Origin of the sequence: Parenemella sanctibonifatiensis (genome assembly GCF_002250565.1) — a bacterium.
Lineage (GTDB): Bacteria > Actinomycetota > Actinomycetes > Propionibacteriales > Propionibacteriaceae > Parenemella > Parenemella sanctibonifatiensis.
The window spans coordinates 744,356-769,214 of the sequence record NZ_NMVJ01000006.1; the positions used below are offsets into that span (position 1 = coordinate 744,356).

Annotated in this window: 24 protein-coding genes; 12 read left to right on the forward strand and 12 right to left on the reverse strand. The window is 67.6% G+C overall.

The genetic code is table 11. The features are described 5' to 3' along the window. Positions 1 to 13: 13 nt before the first annotated feature. The 9 genes from CGZ91_RS08035 to CGZ91_RS08075 all read right to left on the reverse strand — a co-directional run bounded on the left by CGZ91_RS08035 (position 14) and on the right by CGZ91_RS08075 (position 8,237). Positions 14 to 691: a GtrA family protein gene (locus CGZ91_RS08035; RefSeq protein ID WP_094454005.1), complete on the reverse strand. Its 678-nt coding sequence runs from the start codon at positions 689 to 691 to the stop codon at positions 14 to 16. Further along, positions 688 to 2,127 carry a sulfatase family protein gene (locus CGZ91_RS08040; protein ID WP_094454007.1) on the reverse strand — a complete coding sequence of 480 codons (1,440 nt, stop codon included), beginning with the start codon at positions 2,125 to 2,127 and terminating at the stop codon, positions 688 to 690. Before CGZ91_RS08040 ends, CGZ91_RS08035 begins: the two co-directional genes overlap by 4 nt. A 137-nt stretch (positions 2,128 to 2,264) precedes the next feature. Then, the gene (mutM, locus tag CGZ91_RS08045) at positions 2,265 to 3,107 is read right to left on the reverse strand and encodes a bifunctional DNA-formamidopyrimidine glycosylase/DNA-(apurinic or apyrimidinic site) lyase (RefSeq protein ID WP_094454009.1); all 843 of its coding nucleotides are present in this window, start codon (positions 3,105 to 3,107) and stop codon (positions 2,265 to 2,267) included. 9 nt (positions 3,108 to 3,116) lie between these two features. Continuing rightward, positions 3,117 to 3,839 (reverse strand): ribonuclease III, encoded by a 723-nt coding sequence (rnc, locus tag CGZ91_RS08050; protein ID WP_094450186.1) that lies wholly within the window; start codon positions 3,837 to 3,839, stop codon positions 3,117 to 3,119. Next, entirely contained in the window at positions 3,839 to 4,441 is a 603-nt protein-coding gene (locus CGZ91_RS08055) for a YceD family protein (RefSeq protein ID WP_229116504.1), read from the reverse strand. The genes rnc and CGZ91_RS08055 overlap by 1 nt, the downstream gene beginning before the upstream one ends. After that, the gene (locus CGZ91_RS08060) at positions 4,431 to 4,946 is read right to left on the reverse strand and encodes an ATP synthase subunit B family protein (RefSeq protein ID WP_094450188.1); all 516 of its coding nucleotides are present in this window, start codon (positions 4,944 to 4,946) and stop codon (positions 4,431 to 4,433) included. The genes CGZ91_RS08055 and CGZ91_RS08060 overlap by 11 nt, the downstream gene beginning before the upstream one ends. Next, on the reverse strand, positions 4,936 to 5,430 hold the full coding sequence (coaD, locus tag CGZ91_RS08065) for a pantetheine-phosphate adenylyltransferase (protein WP_094454013.1): 495 nt from the start codon (positions 5,428 to 5,430) through the stop codon (positions 4,936 to 4,938). The genes CGZ91_RS08060 and coaD overlap by 11 nt, the downstream gene beginning before the upstream one ends. Continuing rightward, positions 5,430 to 6,050 carry a 16S rRNA (guanine(966)-N(2))-methyltransferase RsmD gene (gene rsmD, locus CGZ91_RS08070; RefSeq protein ID WP_094454015.1) on the reverse strand — a complete coding sequence of 207 codons (621 nt, stop codon included), beginning with the start codon at positions 6,048 to 6,050 and terminating at the stop codon, positions 5,430 to 5,432. The genes coaD and rsmD overlap by 1 nt, the downstream gene beginning before the upstream one ends. A 30-nt stretch (positions 6,051 to 6,080) precedes the next feature. Further along, on the reverse strand, positions 6,081 to 8,237 hold the full coding sequence (locus tag CGZ91_RS08075) for an ATP-dependent DNA helicase RecG (RefSeq protein WP_094454017.1): 2,157 nt from the start codon (positions 8,235 to 8,237) through the stop codon (positions 6,081 to 6,083). A gap of 141 nt (positions 8,238 to 8,378) precedes the next feature. Here CGZ91_RS08075 and rpmB point away from each other — a divergent pair, with 141 nt between their 5' ends. Beyond that, positions 8,379 to 8,564, forward strand: coding sequence for a 50S ribosomal protein L28 (gene rpmB / locus CGZ91_RS08080; RefSeq protein WP_094450192.1), 186 nt, complete (start codon positions 8,379 to 8,381; stop codon positions 8,562 to 8,564). Between the two features lie 115 nt (positions 8,565 to 8,679). Here the strand turns inward: rpmB and CGZ91_RS08085 are convergent, their stop codons facing one another. From CGZ91_RS08085 to CGZ91_RS08095, 3 genes are read right to left on the reverse strand one after another with little or no spacing between them, the layout of a single operon-like run. Continuing rightward, the gene (locus CGZ91_RS08085; protein WP_179228977.1) at positions 8,680 to 9,831 is read right to left on the reverse strand and encodes an MFS transporter; all 1,152 of its coding nucleotides are present in this window, start codon (positions 9,829 to 9,831) and stop codon (positions 8,680 to 8,682) included. Continuing rightward, complete coding sequence (locus CGZ91_RS08090; RefSeq protein ID WP_094454019.1) at positions 9,828 to 10,826, reverse strand: squalene cyclase; 999 nt, start codon at positions 10,824 to 10,826, stop codon at positions 9,828 to 9,830. Before CGZ91_RS08090 ends, CGZ91_RS08085 begins: the two co-directional genes overlap by 4 nt. A gap of 2 nt (positions 10,827 to 10,828) precedes the next feature. Then, entirely contained in the window at positions 10,829 to 12,517 is a 1,689-nt protein-coding gene (locus tag CGZ91_RS08095) for a ribonuclease J (protein WP_229116505.1), read from the reverse strand. A gap of 102 nt (positions 12,518 to 12,619) precedes the next feature. On the opposite strand from CGZ91_RS08095, the gene CGZ91_RS08100 reads away from it, so the two are divergent. Genes CGZ91_RS08100 through CGZ91_RS08150 form a run of 11 tightly spaced genes read left to right on the forward strand, consistent with a single transcriptional unit; the run spans position 12,620 to position 24,821 of the window. Beyond that, entirely contained in the window at positions 12,620 to 13,444 is an 825-nt protein-coding gene (locus CGZ91_RS08100) for an IclR family transcriptional regulator (protein ID WP_094454021.1), read from the forward strand. Continuing rightward, positions 13,441 to 14,292: an amidohydrolase family protein gene (locus CGZ91_RS08105; protein WP_094450196.1), complete on the forward strand. Its 852-nt coding sequence runs from the start codon at positions 13,441 to 13,443 to the stop codon at positions 14,290 to 14,292. Before CGZ91_RS08100 ends, CGZ91_RS08105 begins: the two co-directional genes overlap by 4 nt. Before the next feature lie 38 nt (positions 14,293 to 14,330). Further along, complete coding sequence (locus CGZ91_RS08110; RefSeq protein WP_094454023.1) at positions 14,331 to 15,665, forward strand: aspartate aminotransferase family protein; 1,335 nt, start codon at positions 14,331 to 14,333, stop codon at positions 15,663 to 15,665. Position 15,666: 1 nt separating this feature from the next. Further along, positions 15,667 to 17,223 (forward strand): N-acyl-D-amino-acid deacylase family protein, encoded by a 1,557-nt coding sequence (locus tag CGZ91_RS08115; protein WP_094454025.1) that lies wholly within the window; start codon positions 15,667 to 15,669, stop codon positions 17,221 to 17,223. Next, a complete protein-coding gene (locus tag CGZ91_RS14260) occupies positions 17,220 to 18,236 on the forward strand; it encodes a Gfo/Idh/MocA family protein (protein WP_179228978.1) in 1,017 nt (338 codons plus the stop codon). Before CGZ91_RS08115 ends, CGZ91_RS14260 begins: the two co-directional genes overlap by 4 nt. Beyond that, entirely contained in the window at positions 18,233 to 18,748 is a 516-nt protein-coding gene (locus CGZ91_RS08125; protein WP_094454027.1) for a hypothetical protein, read from the forward strand. The genes CGZ91_RS14260 and CGZ91_RS08125 overlap by 4 nt, the downstream gene beginning before the upstream one ends. A 13-nt stretch (positions 18,749 to 18,761) precedes the next feature. Continuing rightward, positions 18,762 to 19,649 (forward strand): fumarylacetoacetate hydrolase family protein, encoded by an 888-nt coding sequence (locus CGZ91_RS08130; RefSeq protein WP_094450201.1) that lies wholly within the window; start codon positions 18,762 to 18,764, stop codon positions 19,647 to 19,649. 17 nt (positions 19,650 to 19,666) lie between these two features. After that, positions 19,667 to 21,262, forward strand: coding sequence for an ABC transporter substrate-binding protein (locus CGZ91_RS08135; protein ID WP_094450202.1), 1,596 nt, complete (start codon positions 19,667 to 19,669; stop codon positions 21,260 to 21,262). A gap of 4 nt (positions 21,263 to 21,266) precedes the next feature. Further along, positions 21,267 to 22,223, forward strand: a complete 957-nt coding sequence (locus CGZ91_RS08140; RefSeq protein WP_094450203.1) for an ABC transporter permease — start codon at positions 21,267 to 21,269, stop codon at positions 22,221 to 22,223. Beyond that, positions 22,220 to 23,119, forward strand: a complete 900-nt coding sequence (gene opp4C, locus CGZ91_RS08145) for an oligopeptide ABC transporter permease (RefSeq protein ID WP_179228979.1) — start codon at positions 22,220 to 22,222, stop codon at positions 23,117 to 23,119. The genes CGZ91_RS08140 and opp4C overlap by 4 nt, the downstream gene beginning before the upstream one ends. Position 23,120: 1 nt before the next feature. Continuing rightward, a complete protein-coding gene (locus CGZ91_RS08150) occupies positions 23,121 to 24,821 on the forward strand; it encodes a dipeptide ABC transporter ATP-binding protein (protein ID WP_094454029.1) in 1,701 nt (566 codons plus the stop codon). Positions 24,822 to 24,859: the final 38 nt, after the last annotated feature.

The window sequence follows — 24,859 nt, forward strand, 5'->3', positions numbered from 1 at the left end:
ATCGGTCACCAGCTCAGCCGTCCTCACTCGACCTGCTCCTGCCGGCGGCGGAGTCAGACTCGTCCTGCTCCGGTGCGGGTTCGCCCAAGTGTGCCTCGTCGTCATCAATCACCTCGGGGGCGACCACGGCCCCGACCATCGGCGCTTCCTGCTTGCCGCCGCGTACGGCGGAGAAGGTCCACAGTTTGTTGATGATGAAGTTCAGCGGGGTGGTGATCAAGATCATGATCATCTGGGCCCAGTAGGCCTTGGTCCGGAAGCCCGAGGAATTGTCGAAGATGTCGTCGGGCAGGTTCAGCGGCGATGTCGGGTTGGTCAGCAACACCAAGATGCCGAGGCCGATGAACTGGGCGATTGCGCCAACCGCGACGAAGGGCAGATATTCCTTCCACCAGGCCCGGTGCTTGGAACTCTTGAAGGTCCAGGTCCGGTTGAGCTGGAAGTTCCACAGATTCGCGACCAGGAAGGAGATCGTCGACATCACCAGCAAGTAACGGATGCTGAAGTCGGTGCCGAAAAGCGGGATGAAGACGTCGTGCTCGTTGATCCCGAAGGAGCGGATCAGCCGGGTCAGGCCGATGAACACCAGCAGGTTGACCAAGAAGCCCGAGGCGCCGACGAGGCCGAACCGGATGAACAGCAGCCAGTTGTGGCGGTGCCGGACGAAGAGCAGATGGGCGAGTTTGGTCACAGTTGCCTCAGATTAGCCTCAGAACCGGGTGTCGCCGAAATTCCTGACGCGGCGATCCGCGGATCACGGCCCACCAGTTCACACCAGGCCTGCCGTTCGCGGAGCAGCCGAGCGACCTGGTCGGGGTGGGTTGTGGAGACGTCGGTGGTCTCACCCGGGTCGTTGGCCAGATCGATCAGCCGCAGCCCTCGCCCCAGTTGGGTGTGCTCGACGGATTCGATGGCGGCCAGTTGCTTGGCGTCCGGATCGACCCAGTGCAGCTTCCAGTCCGGTTCCACCACTGCCCACTGGAATTCGGTGTCGAAGTGGAGCCGGTCGTGTCCAGCGGCGTCGGCCTCGGCGGACAGCACCGGCGTCAGGTCCTGACCGTCCCACGCGTCCGGGTCCTCGATCCCTGCCAGCGCCGCCAGGGTCGGGACCAGGTCGAGGCTGGAGACCAGCGCATCGGTGCTGATTCCTGCGGGCCCGTCGGGATGATGGACCATGAAGGGCACGCGTACGCCACCCTCGTAGAGCGAATACTTGGTGCCTCGCAGCGGCGCATTGTCCCCGAAGTTGCAGGTGGAACCGCCGTTGTCGGTGAGGTAGATGATCACCGTGTCACGGTCCTGCCCGCTGGCCGCCAATGCCTGTCGGATCCGTCCGATCTGGGTGTCCATGATCTCGAGCTGGGCCAGATAGAACGCCCGACCGTGATCCAGCCCTGGGCTGATGGCGCCGTCGTACCAGTCGAGGTAGTCGTTGGCGCCGTCATAGTCGGGATGCTTCGGGAGGCCGCGAGCGTCGAGCTCGTCGTCGGGCAACTGCCACGCGAAGTTGTGCACCGCGTTGTAGGCAACCATGCACAACCACGGGGCGTCGTCGTCCTCGTCGATGAAGTCGATGGCGCGGTCGGTGAGGGCGACGGTGAGGTGTTCCTCGACGTCCTGCTGACCGTTCTCGGTCCACAGCGGCGCGACGCCGTGCACCCGGTGCTGGTCCCCGTACGCCTCCATGGTCGCCTGCGAGTGGTACAGGTAATGGAGCCGCCCCATCGACTCGGCGGCCAGCCCGTACAGCGTGGTGCCGAACCCGTGTTGGTCGGGGCAGGCGCGGCTGCCGGGCTCGTCGGGGCCGTAGTGGACCTTGCCGAAGTAGCCGCAGCGATAGCCGGCCGAGCGCATCACTTCGGCCATGCTGGGCACCTCCGGCGGCGGGAAAGCGGATGTGTCGAACCAGCCGGCCCCCCAGCGCTGCTGGTAGCGACCCGAGATCAGACCGGCCCGCGACGGCGAGCAGATCGGGGCGGTGACGTAACCGCGGGTGAAGCTCACGCCGTCGGCAGCCAACGCATCCAGGTGTGGGGTGCGTACGCCGGGGTCCGCGCTGACGGCGCTGCGGTCCCCGTACCCATGGTCGTCCGAGACGATCAGGACGACATTGGGTCTGCTGGTCATGTGGCTCCTCACCGCGCTGTGCACCTGTACACCCACCTGCTCGTGTACAGGCAACACGCTAGCTCAGCGGGCTGCAGCGGCGGGCGTACGCAACGCCCGCGCCGGCACGCACGCCGTCGGCGTGGGAGAAGATCAACTCAGCTCGACCGACGTTGGCACCGCGGGCAGAAGTGGCTGGACCGGTTCGTCCACTTCTGGCGTACGATCGTCGACCCGCAGCGGGGACACGGCAGGCCTTCCTGGCCGTACGCCTGCAGGCTGCGCTCGAAGTAGCCCGACTCGCCGTTGACGTGGGTGTAGAGCTCATCGAAGGACGTACCGCCCTGGGCCAGCGCCTCGGCCATCACCGTGGCGGCCGCCTCCAGCAACGCCACCGCGGTCTGCTGCCGGAGCCGGTCACAGAGACGCTCGGGATGCACCCGTACCCGCCACAGCGTCTCGTCGGCGTAGATGTTGCCGATGCCGGACACGAGTGCCTGGTCCAGCAGCGCCCGCTTGACCTCACCGCGACGACGTCGCAGTCGACGGGCGACATTGGCCACATCGAAGGCGTCCTCGAAGGGATCGGGCGCGATGTGACTGATCTCGGGCGGCAGCTGCGCTCCCCCAGGCGACAACTGCAGACCCCCGAACATGCGCTGGTCCACGAAGCGCAGTTCGTCGCCACCGTCGGTGAAGCGGAACCTGACCCGCAGGTGCCGCTGGTCCTCGGTTCCGGGGGCATCGATGCGGAACTGGCCACTCATCCCCAGGTGCGCGAGCACGGCGTCACCGTCATCCAGCGGCAGCCACAGATACTTGCCGCGGCGGCGCGGTTCGGTGAAGGTCCGGCCGATCAGTCGGGCGGCGAAGTCCTCGGGGCCGCCGAGGTGGCGGCGTACCGGGCGGGGGTGCAGCACCTCGACCGCGCTGATGGTGCGCTCTGGCAGCACCGCGGCCAGGCCGCTGCGGACCACCTCGACCTCGGGCAGCTCAGGCATCTGGGCTGCTCATCTGGATGCGGCTACGCCGGTGCCCTGCAGACTCCGCACCGCCACCTCGGCGGCATGCTGTTCGGCCTGCCGCTTGGTGGTGCCAGTCCCCGGCCCGAACCGGGCGCCGGCCGCGCTGACCCAGGCGGTGAAGCTGCGTTGGTGTTCGGGACCGGACTGCTCGACCTCGTACGTGGGCAGGTCCCCATTGGCGCTGGCCAACTCCTGCAACGCGGTCTTCCAGTCCAGACCTGCCCCCAGCGACACCGCCTGGTCGACCAGAGGGGCGAACACATGGCGTACGAAGTCCGCTGCTGCCTGCTCCCCGACGCCGATGTGGATGGCGCCGATCAGCGCCTCGGTGGTGTCGGCCAGGATTGAGGATTTGTCCGCTCCCCCGGTGGTGACCTCGCCGCGCCCCAACAGGATGTGGTGGCCCAGCCCGTGCCGGCGGGCCACATCGGCCAGGCTGTGGGTGTTGACCACGGCCGAGCGGACCTTGGCGAGCCGCCCCTCGGGCAAGTCGGGTTGGCTGCGATAGAGGTAGTCGGTCACGTGGATCTCCAGGACCGCGTCGCCCAGGAACTCCAGCCGCTCATTGGTGGGGATCTGGCCGTTCTCGTACGCATAGGAGCGGTGCACAAAGGCCAGGTCCCGCTCCGGTCCACTCAGGTCGATGCCCACCTCGTGGAGCAGGGCATCCAAGCCATCCTCGGGGCCCTGCGCCACCGATTCGGTCATCAGCGGCCCGCCTCCGGTCCCTGCCCCTGGTCGGTCTCCGAGTCCTGCCCAGCGTCCGACTCGTGCTCAACGTCCGATTCGCCCTGCCAGCCCGCGAGCTGGGCCCAGCGGGCGTCGATCGGCGCCTCGTGGGCGTGGTCGGGATGCTCGTTGAGGTTGACGCCGCACTCGGGGCACAGCCCCGCACAGTCGGGTCGGCACAGCGGGATGAACGGCAGATCCAGCACCACCAGGTCCCGGATCAGCGGTTCCAGATCGATGCAGTCGTCGATCACCCGGTCGGCCTCCTCCTCGCTGGCCTCGGATTCTTCGTAGACGTAGAGCTCCTGCAGGTCCACCTCGATGGTGTCGGAGACGGCCGTGAGGCACCGGGAACACTCCCCGGTCAACGGCATCGACGCGTCACCGGTGACCAGCACTCCCTCGCCGACGGACTGGAGGGTGACGTCCAGCGCGATCGGCGCCCCCTCGGGTACGCCGATGATCGGCGATCCGATCTCGGCAGGCGCCGCGACGGTCTCCTGGATCTCCTTGGTGGCGCCGGCCTCGCGGCGCAGTTCGTGGATGTCGAGCACCAGCTCGCTGCGGCGATCAATCTTCATCGCTGTCCTCCTCATCGCTACGCCAACCAGGAATCGGCTCAACCCGGTCCTCGTCCAACCCGGCCCGCTGCGACAGCTGGGACCGGATCTGGCCGATCTGGCTCAGGGTGCGCTGCAGGTCGGCCTCCAGACCTGCCATGCGCTGGTCCACGAAGGTGTCCGCCTCCTGCTGGAAGCCATCAGCCTCCTGACGGGCCGTCCGGCCCAGCTCCTCGGCCTGGGCGCGGGCCGCCTGCATGATCTCGGTCTCCGACACCAACTGCTCGGCCTGCTGGCGCGCCTCCGCAATGATCTGTTCGGCCTGCTCCCGGCCCCGCTCCACCTCGGCCTCACCCGAGCCGATGATGGTCTGGGCGCGTTCCAAGTCCTGCGGCAGGTCCGCCAAGGCAGCGTCCACCATGGACAGCGCCTCGGAGCGGCCGATCATGCAGCTGGTCGACATCGGAACGCCCTTGGCGTTGGCGATCAGGTCACGCAGTCCGCGCAGATGAGTCTCAGTGCTCATGGGTCCCTCCCGATGGTGTGGTCAGGCGTTTCAGGATGGCGGCTGGCACGAGGTCCCTGACGTCACCACCGAATCGGTGGACCTCTCGCACCAGCGTCGAGGAGACGAACGCCCATTGTGGCGCGGTGGGCAACAGCACCGTCTCCACGTCGGCGATGTGGGCATTCATCTGTGCCATGCCGAACTCGTAGTCGACGTCGGCACCGTTGCGTACGCCCTTGACGATCGCCTTGGCACCGACCTCGGCGCACAGGTCGACCAACAAGCCGGTCAGCGGGCGGACCTCGACAGCTGCCAGGTCGGCGGTCGCCTCCTGCACCGCCGCGACTCGTTCCTCGACCGGCGGCACGCCGGCCTTGCTGGAATTGGTGCCGACCGCGATCACGACCCTGTCAAACAGGGCGGTGGCCCGGCGCACGATGTCGTCGTGGCCCAAGGTGAACGGATTGAAGGATCCGGGAAACACAGCTGTCACGGCAGGCATCACTTCGTCCCCTTCTCCAGCGTGTCTTTGTCCAACATGTCTTTGTCCAACATGTCTTTGTCCAACATGGCGTAGTGAATCTCGGTCTCACCGTAGCGCTTGGACCACTGCTCCCCGACCGGAACCTCGGCGGGCCACTGCGGCGCGTCGCTGCGGCGATCCCGCTCCAGGGCGATGATGCCGTCGGCGACCAGCCAGCCCTGCTGCCAGGCCGACCTGATCACCTCCACCGCCCGCTCGGTGGCGAGCTCATAGGGCGGGTCCAGCCACAGGATGTCGTACGCCCGGGGCGCTGGCTCGGCCATCGCAGCCGCGGCGTCCCCGGTGCGCACCTGGACCGGCAGGTCCAGGTCACCGGCATTGGCGCGGATCAGGTCGGCGGTGCGTCGGTCCTGTTCGACGGCGAGCACCGGCGCACAGCCGCGGCTGGCGGCTTCCAGGGCGATCGCGCCACTGCCGGCGTACAGGTCCAGCAACCCGACTCCAGTCAGCTCGCCGGCCCACGCCGTCAGTGCCGAGAAGACCGCTTCGCGGGCCCGGTCGGTGGTCGGCCGGGTCTTGTCGCCGGCAGGTGTCCGCAGCCGGCGGCCGCCGTGGCTGCCGGCGATGATGCGCGTCACGTCGTGCCCCGCTTCATGCTGGTCCCCTGTTCACTCGTTCCACCATTCGTCGCCGGCGATCTTCTCCACCTGCGCGACCGCATCGGCAAAACCGTCGGTGGTCAGATCAGGATCGGCGCGCAGCGCCTCGACCGCATCGTCGCGAGCCCGCAGGATCAGGTCGACGTCCACCAGCGGACTCACCAGCCGCAGCCCGGCACTACGACCGGACTGTGCCGACCCCAACACGTCGCCCTCCCGGCGGAACTGCAGGTCCACATCCGCCAACGCGAAACCGTCGTGGAGACTGGCCACCTGCGCCAGCCGTTGGGCGGCCAAGGTGTCCCCCTCCACCCCGGTCACCAACAGACACAGACCGGGATGTTGGCCACGTCCGATCCGGCCGCGCAACTGGTGCAGCTGGGAGATCCCGAAGCGATCGGCGTCCATGATCACCATCACGCTGGCGTTGGGAACGTCGACGCCGACCTCGATGACGGTGGTGGCCACCAGCAAGTCGGTGTCGCCGGCAGCAAAGGACCGCATGATCCGGTCCTTGTCCTCGGTCGGCAGTCGGCCGTGCAGCACCTCCAGCCGCAGCCCCTCGAGCGGCCCCGCCGCCAAGTCGGCAGCCACGGCCTCGACCCCGTCCTCACCCTCGATCCTGGGCACCACCACGAAGGCCTGCCGGCCAGCCTCGGCGGCCTCCCGGATCCGCTGCCAGGCCGTCGGCAGCCAGTCGGTGGTCAGCGTCGGGATGACATGCGTGGCGACCTCAGCCCGGCCCGCCGGCACCTCCGTGAGCGAGGACACGTCCAGGTCGCCGAAGACCGACATCGCGATCGTGCGTGGAATCGGGGTGGCCGTCATCACCAAGGTGTGGGGTCGACGACCTTGACTCCCCTGCAAGGCAGTCCGCTGCTCGACGCCGAAGCGGTGCTGCTCGTCGATCACGACCAGCCCGAGATCGGCGAATTCGACCCCGGACAGCACCGCGTGGGTGCCGACCACGATGCCGATCTCGCCGCTGGCGATCTCGTCGTGGACCTGGCGACGCTGGGCCGCGCTCACCGCACCGCTGAGGTAACCGATCCGGGTCGCGTGCGGCGCCGCGGTCAGCGTGCCGCCGGCAGCCAGATCCCCCAGCAGCGCCTCGAGGCTGCGCAGGTGCTGTCCGGCGAGGACTTCGGTGGGTGCGAGCAGCACCGCCTGACCACCCGCGTCGACCACCTGGGCCATCGCCCGCAGCGCCACCACGGTCTTGCCCGAGCCGACCTCGCCCTGCAGCAGCCGGTGCATCGGCACCTGTTGCTGCAGGTCGCTGCTGATGTCAGCGCCGACCCTGCGCTGGCCCTCGGTGAGTTGATACGGCAACGCCGCATCCACGGCAGCGAGCAGTCCGTCGGCGACCGGCGTACGCGGTACCGCAGCGGTCGCGCGGGCCCGTTGCCGGCGTACCTGCATCGCCAGCTGGACGCCGAAGGCCTCGTCATAACGGATCCGTTCGGCTGCCGCTTCGGCGGTGGCCCGGTCGGTCGGTTGGTGCACCTGGCGCAGCGCCTGCGGCAGGCCCATCAGCTCCGCCCGTTCGATCAGCCAGTCCGGCCACGGGTCGCCCCCGCTGATCTGGTCCAGCGCCAGTTGGATGCACTCAGCAACCCGCCAGGTCGGCAACTTGGCCGTCGCCGGATACATCCCGATGTAGCCGGTCTGCGACATTCTGGCCATCGTCATGTTCCGCTCGGCGCCGCCGATGACATTGCCCTGCTCATCGACGATGACGAAGTCCGGATGGCTCAACTGCGGTTGGTCACGGAAGGCGCCGACCTTGCCGGCGAAGATGCCGCGAGCGCCGGGTTTGAGCAGCGTCGACCAGTACTTGATGTGGTAGGGCTTGCCGAAAAAGGTGACCCGCAGCTGACCCTGGCCGTCGCTGAGGACCAGTTCGAGCCGTTGCCGCGGCTCGTACCCCAGGATGTCGACCTTGGCGACCACCGCCATCACCGCCACGTCCTCGCCGACAATCAGCTGGCTCAGGTCACTGGTCTCGGTGCCGGACAGGTAGCGTCGGGGCAGGTGACGCACCAACTCACCGACGGTGGAGATTCGTAACTTCTCCAGTTGTTTGGCGGTCTTGTCGCCCACCACACGCACCACGGGCCGGTTCAACTCGGCAAAGATCTGCGTACGCCACTGGTCACCGGCCATGGCCCCAGCCTAGGGCCGGGCTCCGACGTTTGGTGTGACCGCGCGCGAGTGTGTAACATTGTCCGGGTTGCCTCGCCGCGGACCCCTTCTCGGAGGACCGGCGGGCACCCGAACTGTCAGATTTCCAGCAAGGAGACTCCCGTGGCCGCTGTTTGCGACGTATGCGCCAAGGGCCCGGGCTTTGGTCACAACAAGCCCTGGTCGAAGAAGAAGACCAACCGCCGGTGGAACCCGAACATCCAGACGGTGCGCGCCAACATCAACGGTGGCACCAAGCGGATGAACGTCTGCACCAGCTGCCTGAAGGCCGGCAAGGTCACCCGCTGACCACTGGCCCCACGCCTTTCGCCAATCGGCCCGTCCCACTAGGGGGCGGGCCGCTTGCGTTCCCCTCTGACGAGCAGGTGCGCTGCCGATGCCGGACGAGTCCCCTGGTGGCGCCTCAGCGAGCCCGGGCGTAGCGCCTGCCAACCGTCGCCACGGTCGCTGCCAGCACCACCATCACGACGGCGGTCCCGACCAGAGCCGGGATGCCACTGCTGTCGATGAGTTGACCGCCCAACAGCGCACCCAGCGCGATCGACACGTTGTACATCGCCGAGTTGAGGGCGGTCGCCGGTTCGGTGGTGCCGGGCTTGGCGGCGCGCAACACCCAGTTCTGCACCGACACCGACACCGCCCCGCCGAAGATGCCCCAGCCGGCCATCGCCGCCAACGCAGCCGCCGGACTGGACACAAACAACCAGATCACCGTCAGCGCCACCGCGATCCCGCCTCCGATCAGGGCGACCGCCAGCGGCACATTGCGTTGCAGCAGCGGCGCCACCGCGAAGTTGCCGATCAGGCCCGCCACTCCGAAGCTCAGCAGCAGCGTCGGCATCGCCTCCGGTCCCACGCCGGTCAGTTCCTGCAGCATCGGGCTGGCATAGGTGTACGCCACGAAGTGGCCCGTCACCAGCAGCCCGGTCAGCACCACACCGATCTGCACGCCACGCTGCCGAAATGTGGCCGCCAGGTCGGCCAGCTGAAGCGCCTGGCGTACTGGAACCGAGGGCACCAGCAGGAGCAACGCTGCCGCGACCAGCAACGCGAAGCCGCCGACCACGACGAAAGCCATCCGCCAGCCCAGCCAGGTGCCCAGGAATGTGGCGAACGGTACGCCCATCACCACTGCTGCCGACGCGCCACTGAAGACCACCGTGGTGGCCAGTGCCGCCCGGTGGGCGGGCACGATCCGGACCGCCGTGACGGCCACCACGGCCCAGAAGACGCCGATCGAGAACCCGACCAACATCCGCGAGACCAGATAGAGGCCGACGCTGTCCGACAGCATCGTCACCACACACGCCAGCGTCACCACCACCAGGGCGGCAGCCATCGCCAGCCGGCGGTCCAGCCGTCCGATCGCCAGCGGGGTCAGCACGGAGATCACTCCGGCCAGCAGACCAGGCAGGGTCACGCCGAGACCGACGATGCCCTCACTGGTGTTCAGCTCCTCGGCGATCAGGGTGAGCACCCCGATCGGCAACTCTTCGATCGTGACCATGGTGAAGATGCCCACCGCCAGGGTCACGACGCCCAACCACGCCCTCACGACACTGCAGCGTGGTGGCCGTCCCACCAGTCGAGGACCCGGGTGCCCTGCAGGGTGAGCCATCGTGACGGTTCGCCGGTCGGTGCGTCGATCTCGAACCACACCCGGCCGGGCAGCATGGTGCCCTGCAGCCAAGCGCCAGGACGTTCGGAGTCGGCGCCCAGGCGCATCCTGCGGACGGTGTCGACGGCCTCGGTCAGACGCGGATCGGGCGCGGTCTGGTCGTGCCGGGAGGCTGACCGGAAATGGTCCAGTGCCGCCAGCGCGTGATACTGGTGCCGGTTGGGCGCAATGAAGTCGGTGACCGTGTCGGCGTACGGCTCACCGGTGCTGAGTCGGAACATCAGCCGACGGGCCAACAGGTACGCCTCGCCGCTGTGGCGGGCTTCGCCCAGGCTGGTGTCACCGGTGACCTGTTCCCAGGTCAGCAACGCCTTGACGACGCTGAGGGTCGAATCAAATGAGGAGCGCACCGAGCCCTGTTCGATCGCAAAGCAGTTCCAGCCGCCGTCCTCGAGTCGGTTGTCGGCAAACCACTGCACCAACTCGGGCACCTCGACACCGAGCCAGGCGGCGGCGCTGAGGACGTAGCTGTTGATGCAGGCATCCACCTCGCCCTGCCAGAACGGCAGGTCCTCATACTCCCAGGTGCAGTGCTGGGCGATCCGATCGGCGGTGTCGCCGAGTCGGGCCGGGTCGACGCCCCACTCCTGCAGGGACTTCAGCGACCACGTGGTCGCGGTCCACGGCTGGCCGGCATCCCGGTTGGCGGGGTCATCGAAAAATCCGGCCGGAAAGTGCGCACCGCCGGCCCAGGTGCCCTCGGGGTCCTGGTGGGACAGCAGTTCGGCGCCCCAGCCCTGGTCGTTGACCAGCGCTCGAGTGGCCCGCCACTGCTCCTCGGGTGCGCCGACCAGGTCACGTTCGACCTGCCAGCGCAGCGCCGGATCGGAGTCCAGCAACCACTCCAGGGTGTCCCCGGAGACCTGAGACACGATCAGCTCGCCACCACGACCGGAACAATCATCGGGCGGCGCTGGTGGGCCTTGTTGACCCACCGCCCGATGGTGCGCCGCAGCAGCTGCTGCAGCCGGTGGGGGTCAGTGACTCCCTCGGCCAGGCCCTGTTCGAGCACCTGACGAAGCTGCGGCAACACATCGTCGAAGACCCGGTCGTCCTCGACGAAACCGCGGGCATGGATGTCAGGCCCGGCGACGATCGATGCGGTGGCGAGGTTGACCACGGCCACGATCGAGATGAAGCCCTCCTCGCCCAGGATCTTGCGGTCGGTGAGGTCGTCTGCGGACAGTTCTCCGACCGACGAGCCGTCGACGAAGATGTAGGAGGCATCGATCTTGCCGACGACCTCGACCGGGCGGCCCGGTGCCAGGTCGACCACGGCACCGTCCTCGACGATGGCGATGTTCTCCTCCGGCACCCCGGTGAGGGCCGCCAGATTTCCGTTGGCGATGAGGTGGCGGATCTCGCCGTGCACCGGCATCACATTGCGCGGGCGCACCAGGTTGTAGCAGTAGAGCAATTCGCCTGCGGCGGCGTGCCCCGAGACGTGCACCAGCGCGTTGCCCTTGTGGACCACGCGGGCGCCGAGCCGGGTGAGTCCGTTGATGACCCGATAGACGGCGTTCTCGTTGCCGGGGATCAGCGAGGAGGCCAGCACCACGGTGTCGTCGTCGGCAACCTCGATCACGGGGTGCTCGCGATTGGCGATCCGCGCCAGCGCGGACAGCGGCTCGCCCTGGGATCCGGTGGAGATGATGACGACCTTGTGGGGCGGGTAGTCGTCAATCTCCTTCAGGCTGATGAGGGTGTTGGGCGGCACCGTCAGGAAGCCGAGTTCCTTGGCGATGCCCATGTTTTTCACCATTGACCGGCCGACGTAGACGACCTTGCGGCGGTGTTTCACGGCGGCATCGAGCACCTGCTGGACCCGGTGCACGTGTGAGGAGAAGCAGGCCACGATGATCCGGCCGCTGCTGGAGTTGAAGGTCCGCTCCAGCGCCGGCGCGATGTCGCGCTCGGCAGTGACGAAGCCGGGCACCTCGGCATTGGTGGAGTCGGTCATGAACAGGTCGATGCCCTCGGCACCCAGCCGCGCGAACGACCGCAGATCGGTGAGGCGGCCATCCATCGGCAACTGATCCATCTTGAAGTCACCGGTGTGCAGCACCCGACCGGCGGCGGTACTGATGGCGACCGCCATGGCGTCGGGGATGGAGTGGTTGACGGCCACGAACTCCAGCCCGAACTCTTCCAACCCGACCTGCTCGCCGTCGTCGACGACATGGAGCTGGGTGTTGCGCAGCCGGTGTTCGCGCAGCTTGTTGTTCAGCAGCGCCAAGGTGAGTTCGGAACCGTAGACCGGGATGTCTTGGCGGCGGCGCAGCAGATAGGGCACCGCTCCGATGTGGTCCTCGTGACCGTGCGTCAACACCAGACCGACGACGTCGTCGAGCCGGTCCGCGATGGCGTCCAACCCCGGCAGGATCAGGTCCACACCGGGATGGTCGTCCTCGGGGAAGAGAACACCGCAGTCGACCAACAGCAATCTGCCGTTGATCTCGAATGCGGTCATGTTGCGACCGACGTCACCAAGGCCACCCAGCGGGATCACTCGCAGCGTGTCAGCACGCAGCTTGCGGGGTTGCTGCAATCCAGTTCTTACCACCGTCGCAGTCTAGCCTCACGCCCCGGTCGGGGCCGGCAGGAGACCCGAAGAAAAGCCGCAGCAGGTCTTCCCACGCCCAAAGCAACCTGCTAGGTTCCCGACATGGAACAGCGTGCCACGTCGTACCACTCGCAGGGGTTGAGTCGCGCCCTGGCGATCTTGCGGCTGCTCGGCAAAGCCCCCGCACCGATGCCACTGGCGGCGATCTCCGCCGAGTTGGACCTGCCCAAGTCAACCGTGGTGCGGCTGTTGCTGGTGATGGAGGAGGAAGGCTTCGTACGCCGTTCCGGCGAACCCCCGGTCCACTCCATCGGGCACGCGGTCCACGAGATCGCCGAGGGCTACCGACCGCCGAGCATGGCCGAGGTCACCAACGAGGTGCTCACCCGGCTCGCCGAACGAGTCGGCTTCACCGCCAATCTCGGGATGCTGGAAGGTCCCTCGGTGCTGCACCTGCACGTCGTCGAACCGCAGCGGGCGCTGCGCTTCGCCACCGGCGGCACCTTGGACTTCGCCTACTGCACCGGCCTGGGCAAGTTGCTGATGTCGGTGCTGCCCACCGACGAGATCGACGCTCACCTGCCCGAGTCCGAGCCGTACACCAGTTGGACCCCCCGCACCGTCACCACCCGGGCCGGCATCCTCGCCGAACTGGAGCGGACCCGGGAGGCGGGCTATGGCGTGGACGACCAGGAACGCAACCGCGGTGTCACCTGCATGGCCGTGCTGCTGCCGACCGAGAACGCCCCCGCCCTGGCGCTGTCGGTGTCCGCGGCCAGCGGCGAGTTGGAGGAGGCCGCGCGGGAGCGGGTGCTGCCGATCCTGCGGGAGGCAGCTGCCGCGCTGGTGGCACTGCCCGACTTCGAGGCCGCCCTGGCCCCGCTGCGAACCCGTCTGGCGCTCGCGAATCGAATGGAAACCGCATGATCATCGATGTCCACAGTCACTGCCACCAGCCCGAGCACTGGGGCCACGAACACGAGGATCACTGGCAGGGCGCCTACGGCGGCGAACCCTACCCCGTCGTCACCCCGGAGTCCTATGACCAGGTGATGCAGGCAGCCGGCGTGGACGTCGCGGTGGTCTTCGGCCTCGCGGCATCCCGGGCAGGGGTCCGCACCCCGAATGCGTACGTCGCCGACTTCGTGGCCAGGATGGCCACCCCAGCCATCCCGTTCTGCGCCATCGACCCGCTCGACACCGACTGGCGCGACCAGCTCGACGAGGCGATCGAGCTCGGCTTCCAGGGCGTCAAGCTCTATCCAGTGCTGTCGCTGTTCGATCCGCTGGCACCCGAATTCGACGAGTTCTACACCACGCTCGTCCGGCACCAGATGGTGGCGCTGTGGCACATGGGCGCCACCCCCAGCCCGATCGGTCAGCTCGCGGTGAGCCAGCCGCTGATGATCGACGAGGTCGCCCGACGCCACCCCGACCTGACCCAGGTGATGGCGCACATGGGTCACCCCTGGCAGCGCGACGCCAATGTGGTGCTGCGCAAGAACCGCCGGGTCTTCGCCGACGTGTCCGGTGTGCCGTCGCGCCCGATGGACGCATTCTTCGCCCTGGTCGGCGCTCAGGAGTGGCGCACCGTCGACAAGCTGGTCTTCGGTTCGGACTATCCGCTGTGGGATCCGGTCGAAGCCATCAACAACCTGCGCAACGTCGCCCAGTTCCGCGCCGGCAACCTGCCCTTCGTCGCCGAGGAGACGATCGAGCAGATCATCCACTGCGACGCGCTCACCATGCTCGAACTGACCGATCCCCGGTCCTGAATCCTCACCCACGTACACCCGCACTAGGAGCACCCAACGTGACATCGGCCGCACGCCGCCTCGCTGAAACGGCAGAACAGATCATCCCGGGCGGGGTGAACTCCGCCACCCGGCGCATCGCCGCGCCGTGGTCGTGGAAGTCCGCCCACGGCGCCACCATCACCGACCTGGACGGCAACGACTACATCGACTACCACGCTGCCTTCGGTGCGATCCTGCTCGGCCACACCAACGAACGGGTCAATGCGGCTGTCAGCAAGGCCATCACCGACATCGACCTGGTTGGCCTCGGCACCACCGAGTTGGAGGTGGAGGCAGCCCAACTGATTGTCGACGCCATCCCGAGTGCGGAGATGACCATCAGCACCATGAGCGGTTCGGAGGCGACCTTCCAGGCCGTACGCCTGGCGCGCGGCGCCACCCATCGGCCCTTCATTCTGAAGTTCCAGGGCTGCTTCCACGGCTCCTACGACGCCATCGCCCGCAATGTCATCTCGCCGGCCGAACGAGCCTGGCAGCGGGACCCGAACTCGTCGGGCATCCTCGACGACGCCGTCGACCACACCCTGATCGCTGAGTTCAACGACCTCGCCTCGGTCGAGGAGCTCTTCGCCAGCCACCCCGAACAGATCGCCGCGGTGATCTTGGAGCCGGTGCCCCACAATGTCGGCGCCGTGATCCCCGACCAGTCCTTCCTGGAGGGGCTGCGCGAGATCACCCGCCGGGACGGCAGCCTGCTGATCTTTGACGAGGTGATCACCGGCTTCCGGCACGCCTTGGGCGGCTACCAGGAACTCTGCGGAGTGATGCCTGACCTCACCACCTTCGGCAAGTCGATGGGCAACGGATTCCCCGTCGCTGGTCTGGCCGGCACCCGCGAGGTGATGTCGAACTTCACCCCAGCCGGCGGCACCGTGATGTTGGCTGGCACCTTCAATGGCAATGCCGCCTCGATGGCTGCCGCCATCGCCACCATCACGGCCCTCCAGGACCCCGAGGTCGACTTCTACGGTCATGTCCGCCGCCTCGGTGACCGGATGCGCTCCGGGCTGCAGGAGATCACCGACGACCTCGGCGTGCCCGCCCAGATGGCCGGCATCGGATCGGTCTTCGTGGCGTACTTCCTGGAAGGTGAGGTGAAGGGCTACCGGGACCTGTTGCGCAACAATGACGAGGCCCAGCTCACCTTTCACCGCCGCATGATCGATCAGGGTTCGTTCATGTATCCGATGGCGCTCAAGCGCAACCACATCTCGTTGGCCCACACCGAACAGCACGTCGACGAGACCCTCAGCCAGGCCCAGCAGGTGCTGGGCGAGATGGCCCGCGAGGGCCTGTTCAGGACCGCCGCCGCGGAGCCGGTGCGAGCCTGACATGTCCTCGATCTCCACGGTGCTGCACGGCGGCCTGGTCGCCGATGGTCGCGGCGGTGATCCCTTCCTCGGTGACGTCCTGGTCACCGGGGAACGGATCGTTGCCGTGATCCCGGCGGGGCAACGTCCCGCCGGCGGCTATGACGCGGAGATCGTCGACTGCTCCGAGCGCGTCGTCGCACCGGGGTTCGTGGACGTGCACAGTCATTCCGACCTGAGTCTGCTCTCCTACCCCGACAACGCCAGCCGGATCAGCCAGGGCATCACTACCGAGGTGGTCGGCAACTGCGGCATGTCTCCGGCACCGGGCAATGGCGACCCGGTCGGGCTGGCCAAGGTCATCAGCACCATCGCCGTCACCCCGGACCTGGTCTGGGCCTGGTCCGACGTTGCCGGCTGGTTGCAAGCGCTGGAGGACGCCCCCACCGCCACCAACGTCGCGGCCCTGGTCGGTCACGGGTCGGTCCGGTTCACGGCCAGCGGCACCAGCGTCACCGCGTTGGACCCCGATCAGTTGGCCGCCCTGGAACGTGAGCTGCAGGTGGCCTTCGCCGCCGGCGTACTTGGGGTCAGCCTGGGTCTGATGTACCCCCCTGGCGAATCTGCCCACCGCGACGAGCTGGCGTCAGTGGCACGGATCGTCGCCGCCCATGACGGGATGCTGTCCGCACATCTGCGCGACTATCGCACCGAGCAGCTGATCGGCTCGGTCGACGAACTGGCCGACGTTGTCGATGCCCATGGACCCCGGCTGCAGCTGTCCCACTTGCGCGGCATCGGCGGCGGCTCCGGTTTCACCGAGGCCCTGGCCCACGTGGCGAGATTGCGTGAGTCGATGGACATCGCGGCCGATGCCTATCCCTATGTCCACGGCCACACCACGCTGATCCAGTTGCTGCCCTCCGAGGTCCGGGTCGCCGGCACCGACGGGGTGTTGCGAGCCTGCATCACCAGCCCCCGCGCGATCGCGGAACTCTTCGAAGCGGCCGGCTACCAGCCCCACCAGCTCATCATCATGAAGGCGGCCCGGACACCTGAGGCGGTCGGCAGGGATCTCACCGACGCCGATGGCAACCCGTGGCGGTGGTTGGTCGAGCTGTTGGTGGCCAACGACGGCAATGTGGATGTGGCCGCCGAGAGCGGGCTGTGGAGCGATGTCGACCTGGCGTTGGAGATGCCCTGGATCAGCATCGCCTCCGACGGCACTGCGCTGGATGCCTGCCACCGGGCATCGGCCGCCCATCCACGCTCCTGGGGTGCCTTCTCGCGCGGCTACCGGCATCTCCGCGATCACGGCATCGGCATCGGAGCGGCTGTTCAGCGACTCTCCACCGGTCCAGCGGCCCGGGCGGGCCTCCGCAGCGGCATCGAGCCGGGCGGGCAGGCCGATCTGGTGGTCCTCGACGACGCCCGCTTCGATTCCACCGCCACCTTTGGTCGGCCTGCCCAACCCTCGGTCGGACTCGACCATGTCTACGTCAACGGCACCGCCGTCCTCGGGTCAGGACGACCCACCGGCGCGCGTCCGGGACGCCTCATCAGGAAGGACCATTCGTGAATCAGGACCAGACGCCGGTCGGCGTCGCCATCGTGGGGGTCGGCGGTATCGCGCTGTCCCACATCGCCGCCTTGCGCGCGATGACCACCGCCGAACTGGTGGCGGTGTGCGATCTGGACGCCGCCCGGGCCGCCGAGATGGCACACATCCAGCGCTGCACCGGCTACGGAACCGTCGAGGAGCTGCTCGCCGACGATGCGGTCGAGGCAGTGATCCTGTGCACCCCGAACATGACCCACGAGCAGCTCGGTCGCCAGATCCTTGTCGCCGGCAAGCACCTGCTGATGGAGAAGCCGCTGGCGCTCACCAGCGAGGGGGCTCGGGCCGTCGCCCAGGAGGCCGATGATCGCGGCCTGACGTTGGCCGTTGGGCACAGCCACCGGTTCAGCGACCAGGGGCAGGCGATCGCCTCGCTCATCGATGCCGGCGAGATCGGCGAGGTTCGATTCGTACGGATCGTCATGAACGGTGGCTGGATCTGGCCGGGCTGGCAGGCCTGGATGCTGGATCCCGAACTGTCGGGAGGTCATTCACTCCACAACGGCGTCCACCTGATCGACCTGGCCAGCTGGTGGGTCGGCGAGCCCGTCACCAGTGTCCACTCGGTCGGGCAGCACGCCACCAGCGAGGCCTTGCCGATTGCCGACTATCTGGTGATGGAGCTCGGATTCGCCAGCGGCGCCGCGGCGGTCTGTGAGATCAGCCGCGGCGAACGGCCTCGCACCGCCAGCTACCTCGAGCTCACCGTGGTCGGCAGCACCGGCATCATCTCCCGGGAATGGGACGCCGAGGGGGTCCTCGCCTGGACCGACCTCGGTCTGACCGCTTGGGGTGTCGACGGTGCTGCGGGTCGCACCTTCGTGCGCGAGTTGGAGGCCTTCGCCGCTGCCGTACGCGGCCGGGCCGAGGTGGTTCCGCCCCTGCCGGCCACCATCCACGCCGTCGACGTCGCCGTCGCCTCCGAGGAGTCGCTGCGACACGGCACCACGATCAGGATCGGAGCATCGGCATGACACTGGCCACCCATCCGGGCTTCACCCGAGCCGTCGCTGCCGTCCGTGCGGCAGAGATCGGGCTGCTCCGCGCCGCCGCCGTCGACATCGTCGCGGTTGGCACCGGTATCGCCGTTGACGTCGTGGGCACCGAGACGATCGGCCTGTTGCGCGCCGCAACCGGTCCCACCTCGGTGACATTGCAGGCGCACACCACCGGTGGCGGCGCCGCCACCACTTTCCTGGGGCGCGCCGACCACGGGGTCGCGGTCAGCGCGCACCTCTCACTGGTCGAAGGACCGGACAGCGCCAGCGGCGACCAGTTGCGTGCACTCGTCCGGCTGGTCGGTAGCCACGGCTCGGTGGTGGTGGACCTGCTGCGCCCCCAGTTGGAGCTCCGCACCGCATCCAGCACCACGCACGTCCCGTTCGGCGTCCCGGGTCCCCAGCTCGACATCACGACAGCCGCCGAGACCTTGGCAGCCGTCGTCGAATCCGCGCAATCCGGCACAACCGTGACAACCCAGTGGTGAGGAAGGACCAGTAATGAAGTGGTTGACGTTCCAGGACGGTGACACCGTCCGGCACGGCCATCTCGACGGCGACGAGATCGTCGTCGCCGGCGAAGGCGACCTGAGCGAGGTGGTGCGTGGCACGACGACCGCCCCGGCCGCCGGCGCCGAGCGGCGTACGCTCGCCGGCGTCCGAGTGCTTGCCCCGCTGCTGCGGCCCGGCAAGGTGCTGGCGGTGGCGGCGAATTATCAGGAGCACGTCAAGGAGGCCGGTAAACAGGCACGGGACCAGACAACCGCGACCCCGCGTCTCTTCCTCAAGCCCGACACCACCGTCACCGGGCCCGACGCCCCGGTGGAGCTCAACCCGATCACCCAGCAGCTCGACTGGGAGGTCGAGATTGCCGTGGTGATCGGGCGTCGGGCCAAGGGCGTGTCGGTGGAGCAGGCCCTGGACCATGTCTTCGGGTATGCCACCTCCAACGACATCACCGCCCGCAGCCTCGATCTGGGCGTCGAACGCGATGGCGAGGCGATGACCGGATTCTTCGACTGGCTGGAGGGCAAGTGGCTCGACGGTTCGGCGCCGTTGGGTCCCTACCTGGTCACCGCCGATGAGGTTGCGGATCCGCAGCGCCTCGATCTCTCCCTCACCGTCAACGGTGAGGTGATGCAGCGCGGCAGCTCCACCGACATGGTGCACACCGTCGCCGAACTCGTGTCGTTCAGCTCGCGGCTGATGACCCTCAACCCCGGTGATGTCATCCTCACCGGCACCCCTTCCGGCGTCGGTGCCACCACCGGCCGGTTCCTCAAGCCCGGCGACACCATCGTCGCCGAGGTCCAGGGACTCGGGTCCCTGACCACCCCCATCGTGGCCCCCGGTCAGAGCCCGGCCGGGACCTCCAACCAACCCAATTGATTCAACGAGGAGCAATCATGAGAACACGTATCTCCAAGGGCGTACTCGCGCTCTGCCTCGCCCTCGCGCTCCTCACCGGTTGTACCGGTGGGACCGGCGGCGAAACGGGGGCTGGCCCGACCTCGGCCAACCTCTACCTCTACCAGAAGCCCACCCAGTTCAACCCGTTGGCGCCGGGGCAGGGAGCCGAGCAGCTCACCATGTCGCTGGTCTACAACGGCCTGTTCAACACGGGCCCCGACTTCAAGCCGGTGCCCCGGCTCGCTGAGTCCTGGGAGGCCAACGACGACGCCACCGAGTACACCTTCCACCTGCGCGAGGGCCTGAAGTGGAGCGACGGTGAGCCGCTGACCGCCGAGGACGTGGTCTTCACCTACAACCTTTTCGTCAACCCCGACGTGGCCAGCGCCAACTCGGCCCCGTTCGCCAAGGTGCTCGGCTACACCGAGGTCAAGGCCGGCACCGCCGAGACGATGGAAGGTGTCGTCGCCACCGACGACCGGACCATCACCATCACCCTGACCGCACCGTCCCCGGGCTTCGTGGCCCTGTTCGGCGGTGGCTACGGCATCCTGCCGAAGCACATCCTCGGTGAGGTCGAGCCCAGCGCGATGCTGGAGCACGAGTTCTTCAAGCAGCCCACCGTCAGCTCGGGCCCGTATGTCATGAAGGAGTTCAACGTCGACCAGAACATCGTTCTGGAGAAGAACCCGAACTACTGGACCGAGGTCGGAATCGACACGCTGTACCTGCAGATGCTGACCAGCGATGTTGCCACCGCCCAGCTCGCGACCGGGGAAGTCGACCTGGTGCAGATCTCGCCCCAGGACCTCGCCACCGTCGAGGGCCTGCCCGGCGTCCAGGTCAGCTCCGCTGCCTCCCCCGGCTTCATGCGTCTGCTGGTGAACTTCAAGAAGTTCGAGGACGAGCGGATCCGTCAGGCCTTCCTCCACGCCATCGACCGTCAGGGCATCATCGACGGCATCCTCGGTGGCAAGGCCGAGGTCCTCAACAGCACCATCATGACGCCATGGGCGCTGCCCGACGACATCGAGGGCTACGCCTACGACCCGGAGAAGGCCAAGTCCCTGCTGGAGGAAGCCGGCTTCGACTTCAACCAGGAGATCAAGCTGAGCTGGATCCCGGGGACCGCCGACCGTGATGCGGTGGTGGCCGTGGTGCTGGAGAATCTCAAGGCGATCGGCGTCAAGGCCGTGGCCAACCAGATCGAGAGCGCCAACCAGCTGGGCATGATCGAGAACGCTGAATATGACCTGATGCTGTCCGCCGGTGGCAACTACACCCCGGACCCCACCGTGTCGGCCAACGCGCTGCTGTGCAGCAGCGTCTACCCCGCCGGCGGCAACACCTCGCTGTTCTGCAACGAGGAGCTCGACGCGCTGCTGAACGAGGGCGCTGTCACCGCTGACGAGGGCGAGCGGGCCAACATCTACCAGGAAGCGGTCCGCCTCGAGAACGAGATGGTCCCCTACCTGTGGCTCTATGTCCCCGAGACCGTGTGGGTCAGCAGTGAGCGGTTGCAGGGATTCCAGCCCCACGGCGACTTCGCCAACGGCTTCTGGAACGCTGCAGAGTGGACTGTGACGGGCTGATCACATGATCCGACGTCTCCTGATACGCCTCGCCTCAAGCCTGGCCGTCTTCCTGCTGATCGCGGTGGGACTGTTCACGCTGGTCCGACTCGCCCCCGGCGACCCCATCGACATGATGGTGCCGCCGGAGGTGTCGGGCCCGGACCGCGAGGCGTACACGACCGCAGTCCGAGAACGGCTCGGTCTCGACCAGCCGATCTTCGTGCAGTTCTGGAAGTGGCTCGGCGGACTGTTGACCGGAGACCTCGGCTACTCCTACACCAACGGCCGGCCGGTCGGCGACTTGCTCGCTGACCGGCTCGGCCCCACGGTGCTGCTGATGGGCAGCGCCGTCCTGATCGGCCTGCTGGTGGCGGTGCCGCTGGGCACCATCGCCGCGGTCCGACGCAACACGCTCGTCGACTACACCATCAGCTCCGGCAGCGTGATCGCGATCTCGGTGCCGAGCTTCTTCCTGGGCATGCTCGCGATCTACGTCTTTGCCGTGAAGTTGCGGCTGCTGCCCTCGGCCGGCATGCATGCCACCGGCAGATCGGACCTGCCAGACCTACTGGTGCACATGGTGATGCCGGTCGGACTGTTGGCCCTGGCCAATGCCGCCTCCTACACCCGATATGTCCGCAGTGGCGTACTCGAAGAACTCAACAAGGACTATATCCGCACCATCATCGCCAAGGGCGGTACGCCGGCGCGTGCGTTGCGGCACGCCTTGCGCAACAGCCTGATGTCGCTGATCACGGTGCTGGCGATGGGCATCCCCGCTGCCATGTCCGGCGCGGTGGTGCTGGAGCAGATCTTCGCGTGGCCCGGCATGGGTCAGCTGGCGATCTATGCGTTGACCAACCGTGACTATCCGATCCTGATCGGCTTCGGTCTGTGGGTCGCGATGCTGGTGCTGATCTGCAACCTGATCGCCGACCTGTCCTACACGATCATCGATCCGAGAGTGAGGACCTCGTGAGCGACCGAGACATTCTTCCCGGGCCGGCAACCGGGCTGGTCCCCACCGTCGAAGCGTCCCCGGACAAGCTCGCGCTGCGGCGCTTCCTGCGCAATCCCGCGGCGGTGGCCGGCACCATTGCCTTGGTGATCGTCGTGGTCGTCACCCTGATCGGCCCGATCATCAGCCCGTTCGAACCGACCGCGATCGACCTGACCCAGGTCCGCAAGCCGCCGTCAGGCGAACACCTGTTGGGCACCGACTCCACCGGCCGTGACGTCTTCAGCCGGCTGCTGGCCGGGGGTCAGATCTCGCTGTTGGTGGGCTTCTCCGCCGCCCTGGTGGCCGTCGCCTTCGGCACCCTGGCCGGTGTAGTGGCGGGCTGGTTCGGCGGCATCGTGGACGCGATCATCAGCCGCATCATCGACATCATGTTGTCGGTGCCGGCGGTGCTGGTGATCATCGTATTGGCCGGTGTGATCGGCCCGTCGGTGCCGATGCTGATCATCGTGATCGCCGGCCTGGCCTGGCCCAACCCTGCCCGCATCGCCCGCGGTGTGGTCCTCAGCCTCCGCGAGGAGGAGTTCGTCCAGGCCGCCCGGGCCATCGGCTCGCGGACCAGGTTCATCCTCGCTCGGCACCTGGTGCCCGGCGCGCTACCCCCGATCGTGGTCTCGGCCACACTGCTGGTCGCCGAGTCGGTGCTGCTGGAGTCCTCGTTGTCCTTCTTGGGCGCGGGCGTACAGCCGCCGCAGTCGAGCTGGGGCAACATGCTGAACGAGGCCCAGTCGCTGACCGTGCTGTCCTCCATGCCGTGGTTGTGGGTGCCGCCGGGACTGATGATCGCCGTCATTGTGCTGTCGGCGATGGCCATCGGAGACGGCATTCGTGACGCCATCGACCCCCGAAAGAACTGACATGAGCAACGAGAACGCTGCCCACAACCATGGCGAGACCAGCCACGACTCCAGCAGCCAGCCGCTGCTGGCGATCCGCGGGCTGACGCTGGACATCAGGACCCCGAAGGGCGACTCCCGGATCCTCGAGGACATCTCCTTGGAGGTACGCCCGGGGGAGATCTTGGGCGTGGTCGGCGAGTCCGGCTCGGGAAAGTCCATGACCGCGCTCAGCGTCATGCGGATCCTGCCGACCACCGCCACCATCACCTCGGGCACCATCGAGTTCGACGGGGTTGACCTGGCCTCGCTGAGCTCGGGCAAGATGCGCAAGATCCGAGGCCGCCGGATGGCGATGGTCTTCCAGGACCACATGACCACCCTGGACCCGGTCGCCTCGATCGGCGCGCAGATCGAGGAGGCGTACCGGATCCACCACCCGCGCGCCTCGCGTGCTGAGGCGCGCGCCCGGATGGTGGAGACGCTGACCCAGGTCGGCGTCCTGGATGCCGCCGAGCGCGCCAAGGAGTATCCGCACCAGTGGTCCGGAGGCATGCGACAGCGCGCGGTGATCGCGATGGCCCTGGTCAACGACCCGGACCTGATCATCGCCGACGAGCCCACCACCGCCCTCGACGTCACCATCCAGGCGGAGATCCTGACGCTACTGCGCAAGCTGCGTGACGACCGCGGCCTGTCGATCCTGCTCATCACCCACGACATGGGGGTGATCGCCGACATGGCCGACCGGATCGTGGTGATGAAGGACGGCGAGATCGTCGAGACCGCCAAGGTGCACGCGCTCTTCGAGGACCCGAAGCACGCCTACACCCGCAAGCTGTTGGATGCGGTCCCCCGCCCGCTGCACGACGAGGCGGTCGAGTCCGCGCCGCCCCTCGACGAGCCAAACGCCCTCGAGGTGCAGAGCCTGATCGTTGAGTATGGCCGCGGCCCGTTTCGGTCCGGCTTCCGTGCGGTCAACCACGTCAGCTTCACCGTCCCGGCCGGCAAGGTCGTCGGATTGGTCGGCGAGTCCGGTTCGGGCAAGTCGACCATCGGCAAGGCGGTGGTCGGGCTGGCGCCGATCACGTCCGGCGTGATCCGCGTCGGCGGCCGGGAGCTGCGGATGTTGCGGGGCAGGGCGGCCCGTGCCGCCCGCGCGACCTACGGCATGGTCTTCCAGGACCCCGCCTCCTCGTTGAATCCACGCATGTCGATCGCGGAATGCATCGCCGAGCCGCTCATCGCCCACCGCGGTCAGCTGGGGGCCAAGGCGCGCCGGGCCCGGGTCAGAGAGCTGATGGAGCACGTCGAGTTGCCCACGGCCTGGACCGCCCGATTCCCACACGAGCTGTCCGGTGGTCAGCGCCAGCGCGTCGGCATCGCCCGGGCGTTGGCCCTGGAGCCGGACCTGTTGATCGCCGACGAGCCCACCTCGGCCCTGGACGTCTCGGTCCAGGCGGCGGTGTTGGAGCTCTTCCAGGACCTGCAGCAACGACTCGGCTTCTCCTGCCTGTTCATCAGCCACGACCTGGCTGTGGTGGAGCTGCTGTCGGAGAGCGTCGTGGTGCTGCAACGCGGCCAGATTGTCGAACAAGGAGATGCCCGATCGGTTCTCAATGACCCCCAGACCGACTACGCCCGTCGGCTCGTCGATGCAGCCCCGCTGCCCGACCCGACGCTGCAGCGGGCCCGTCACACCTCAACCATCACGACCGTCTAGACGCCGGTCCACTCAGCACACCATTTCCGAGCACGTCT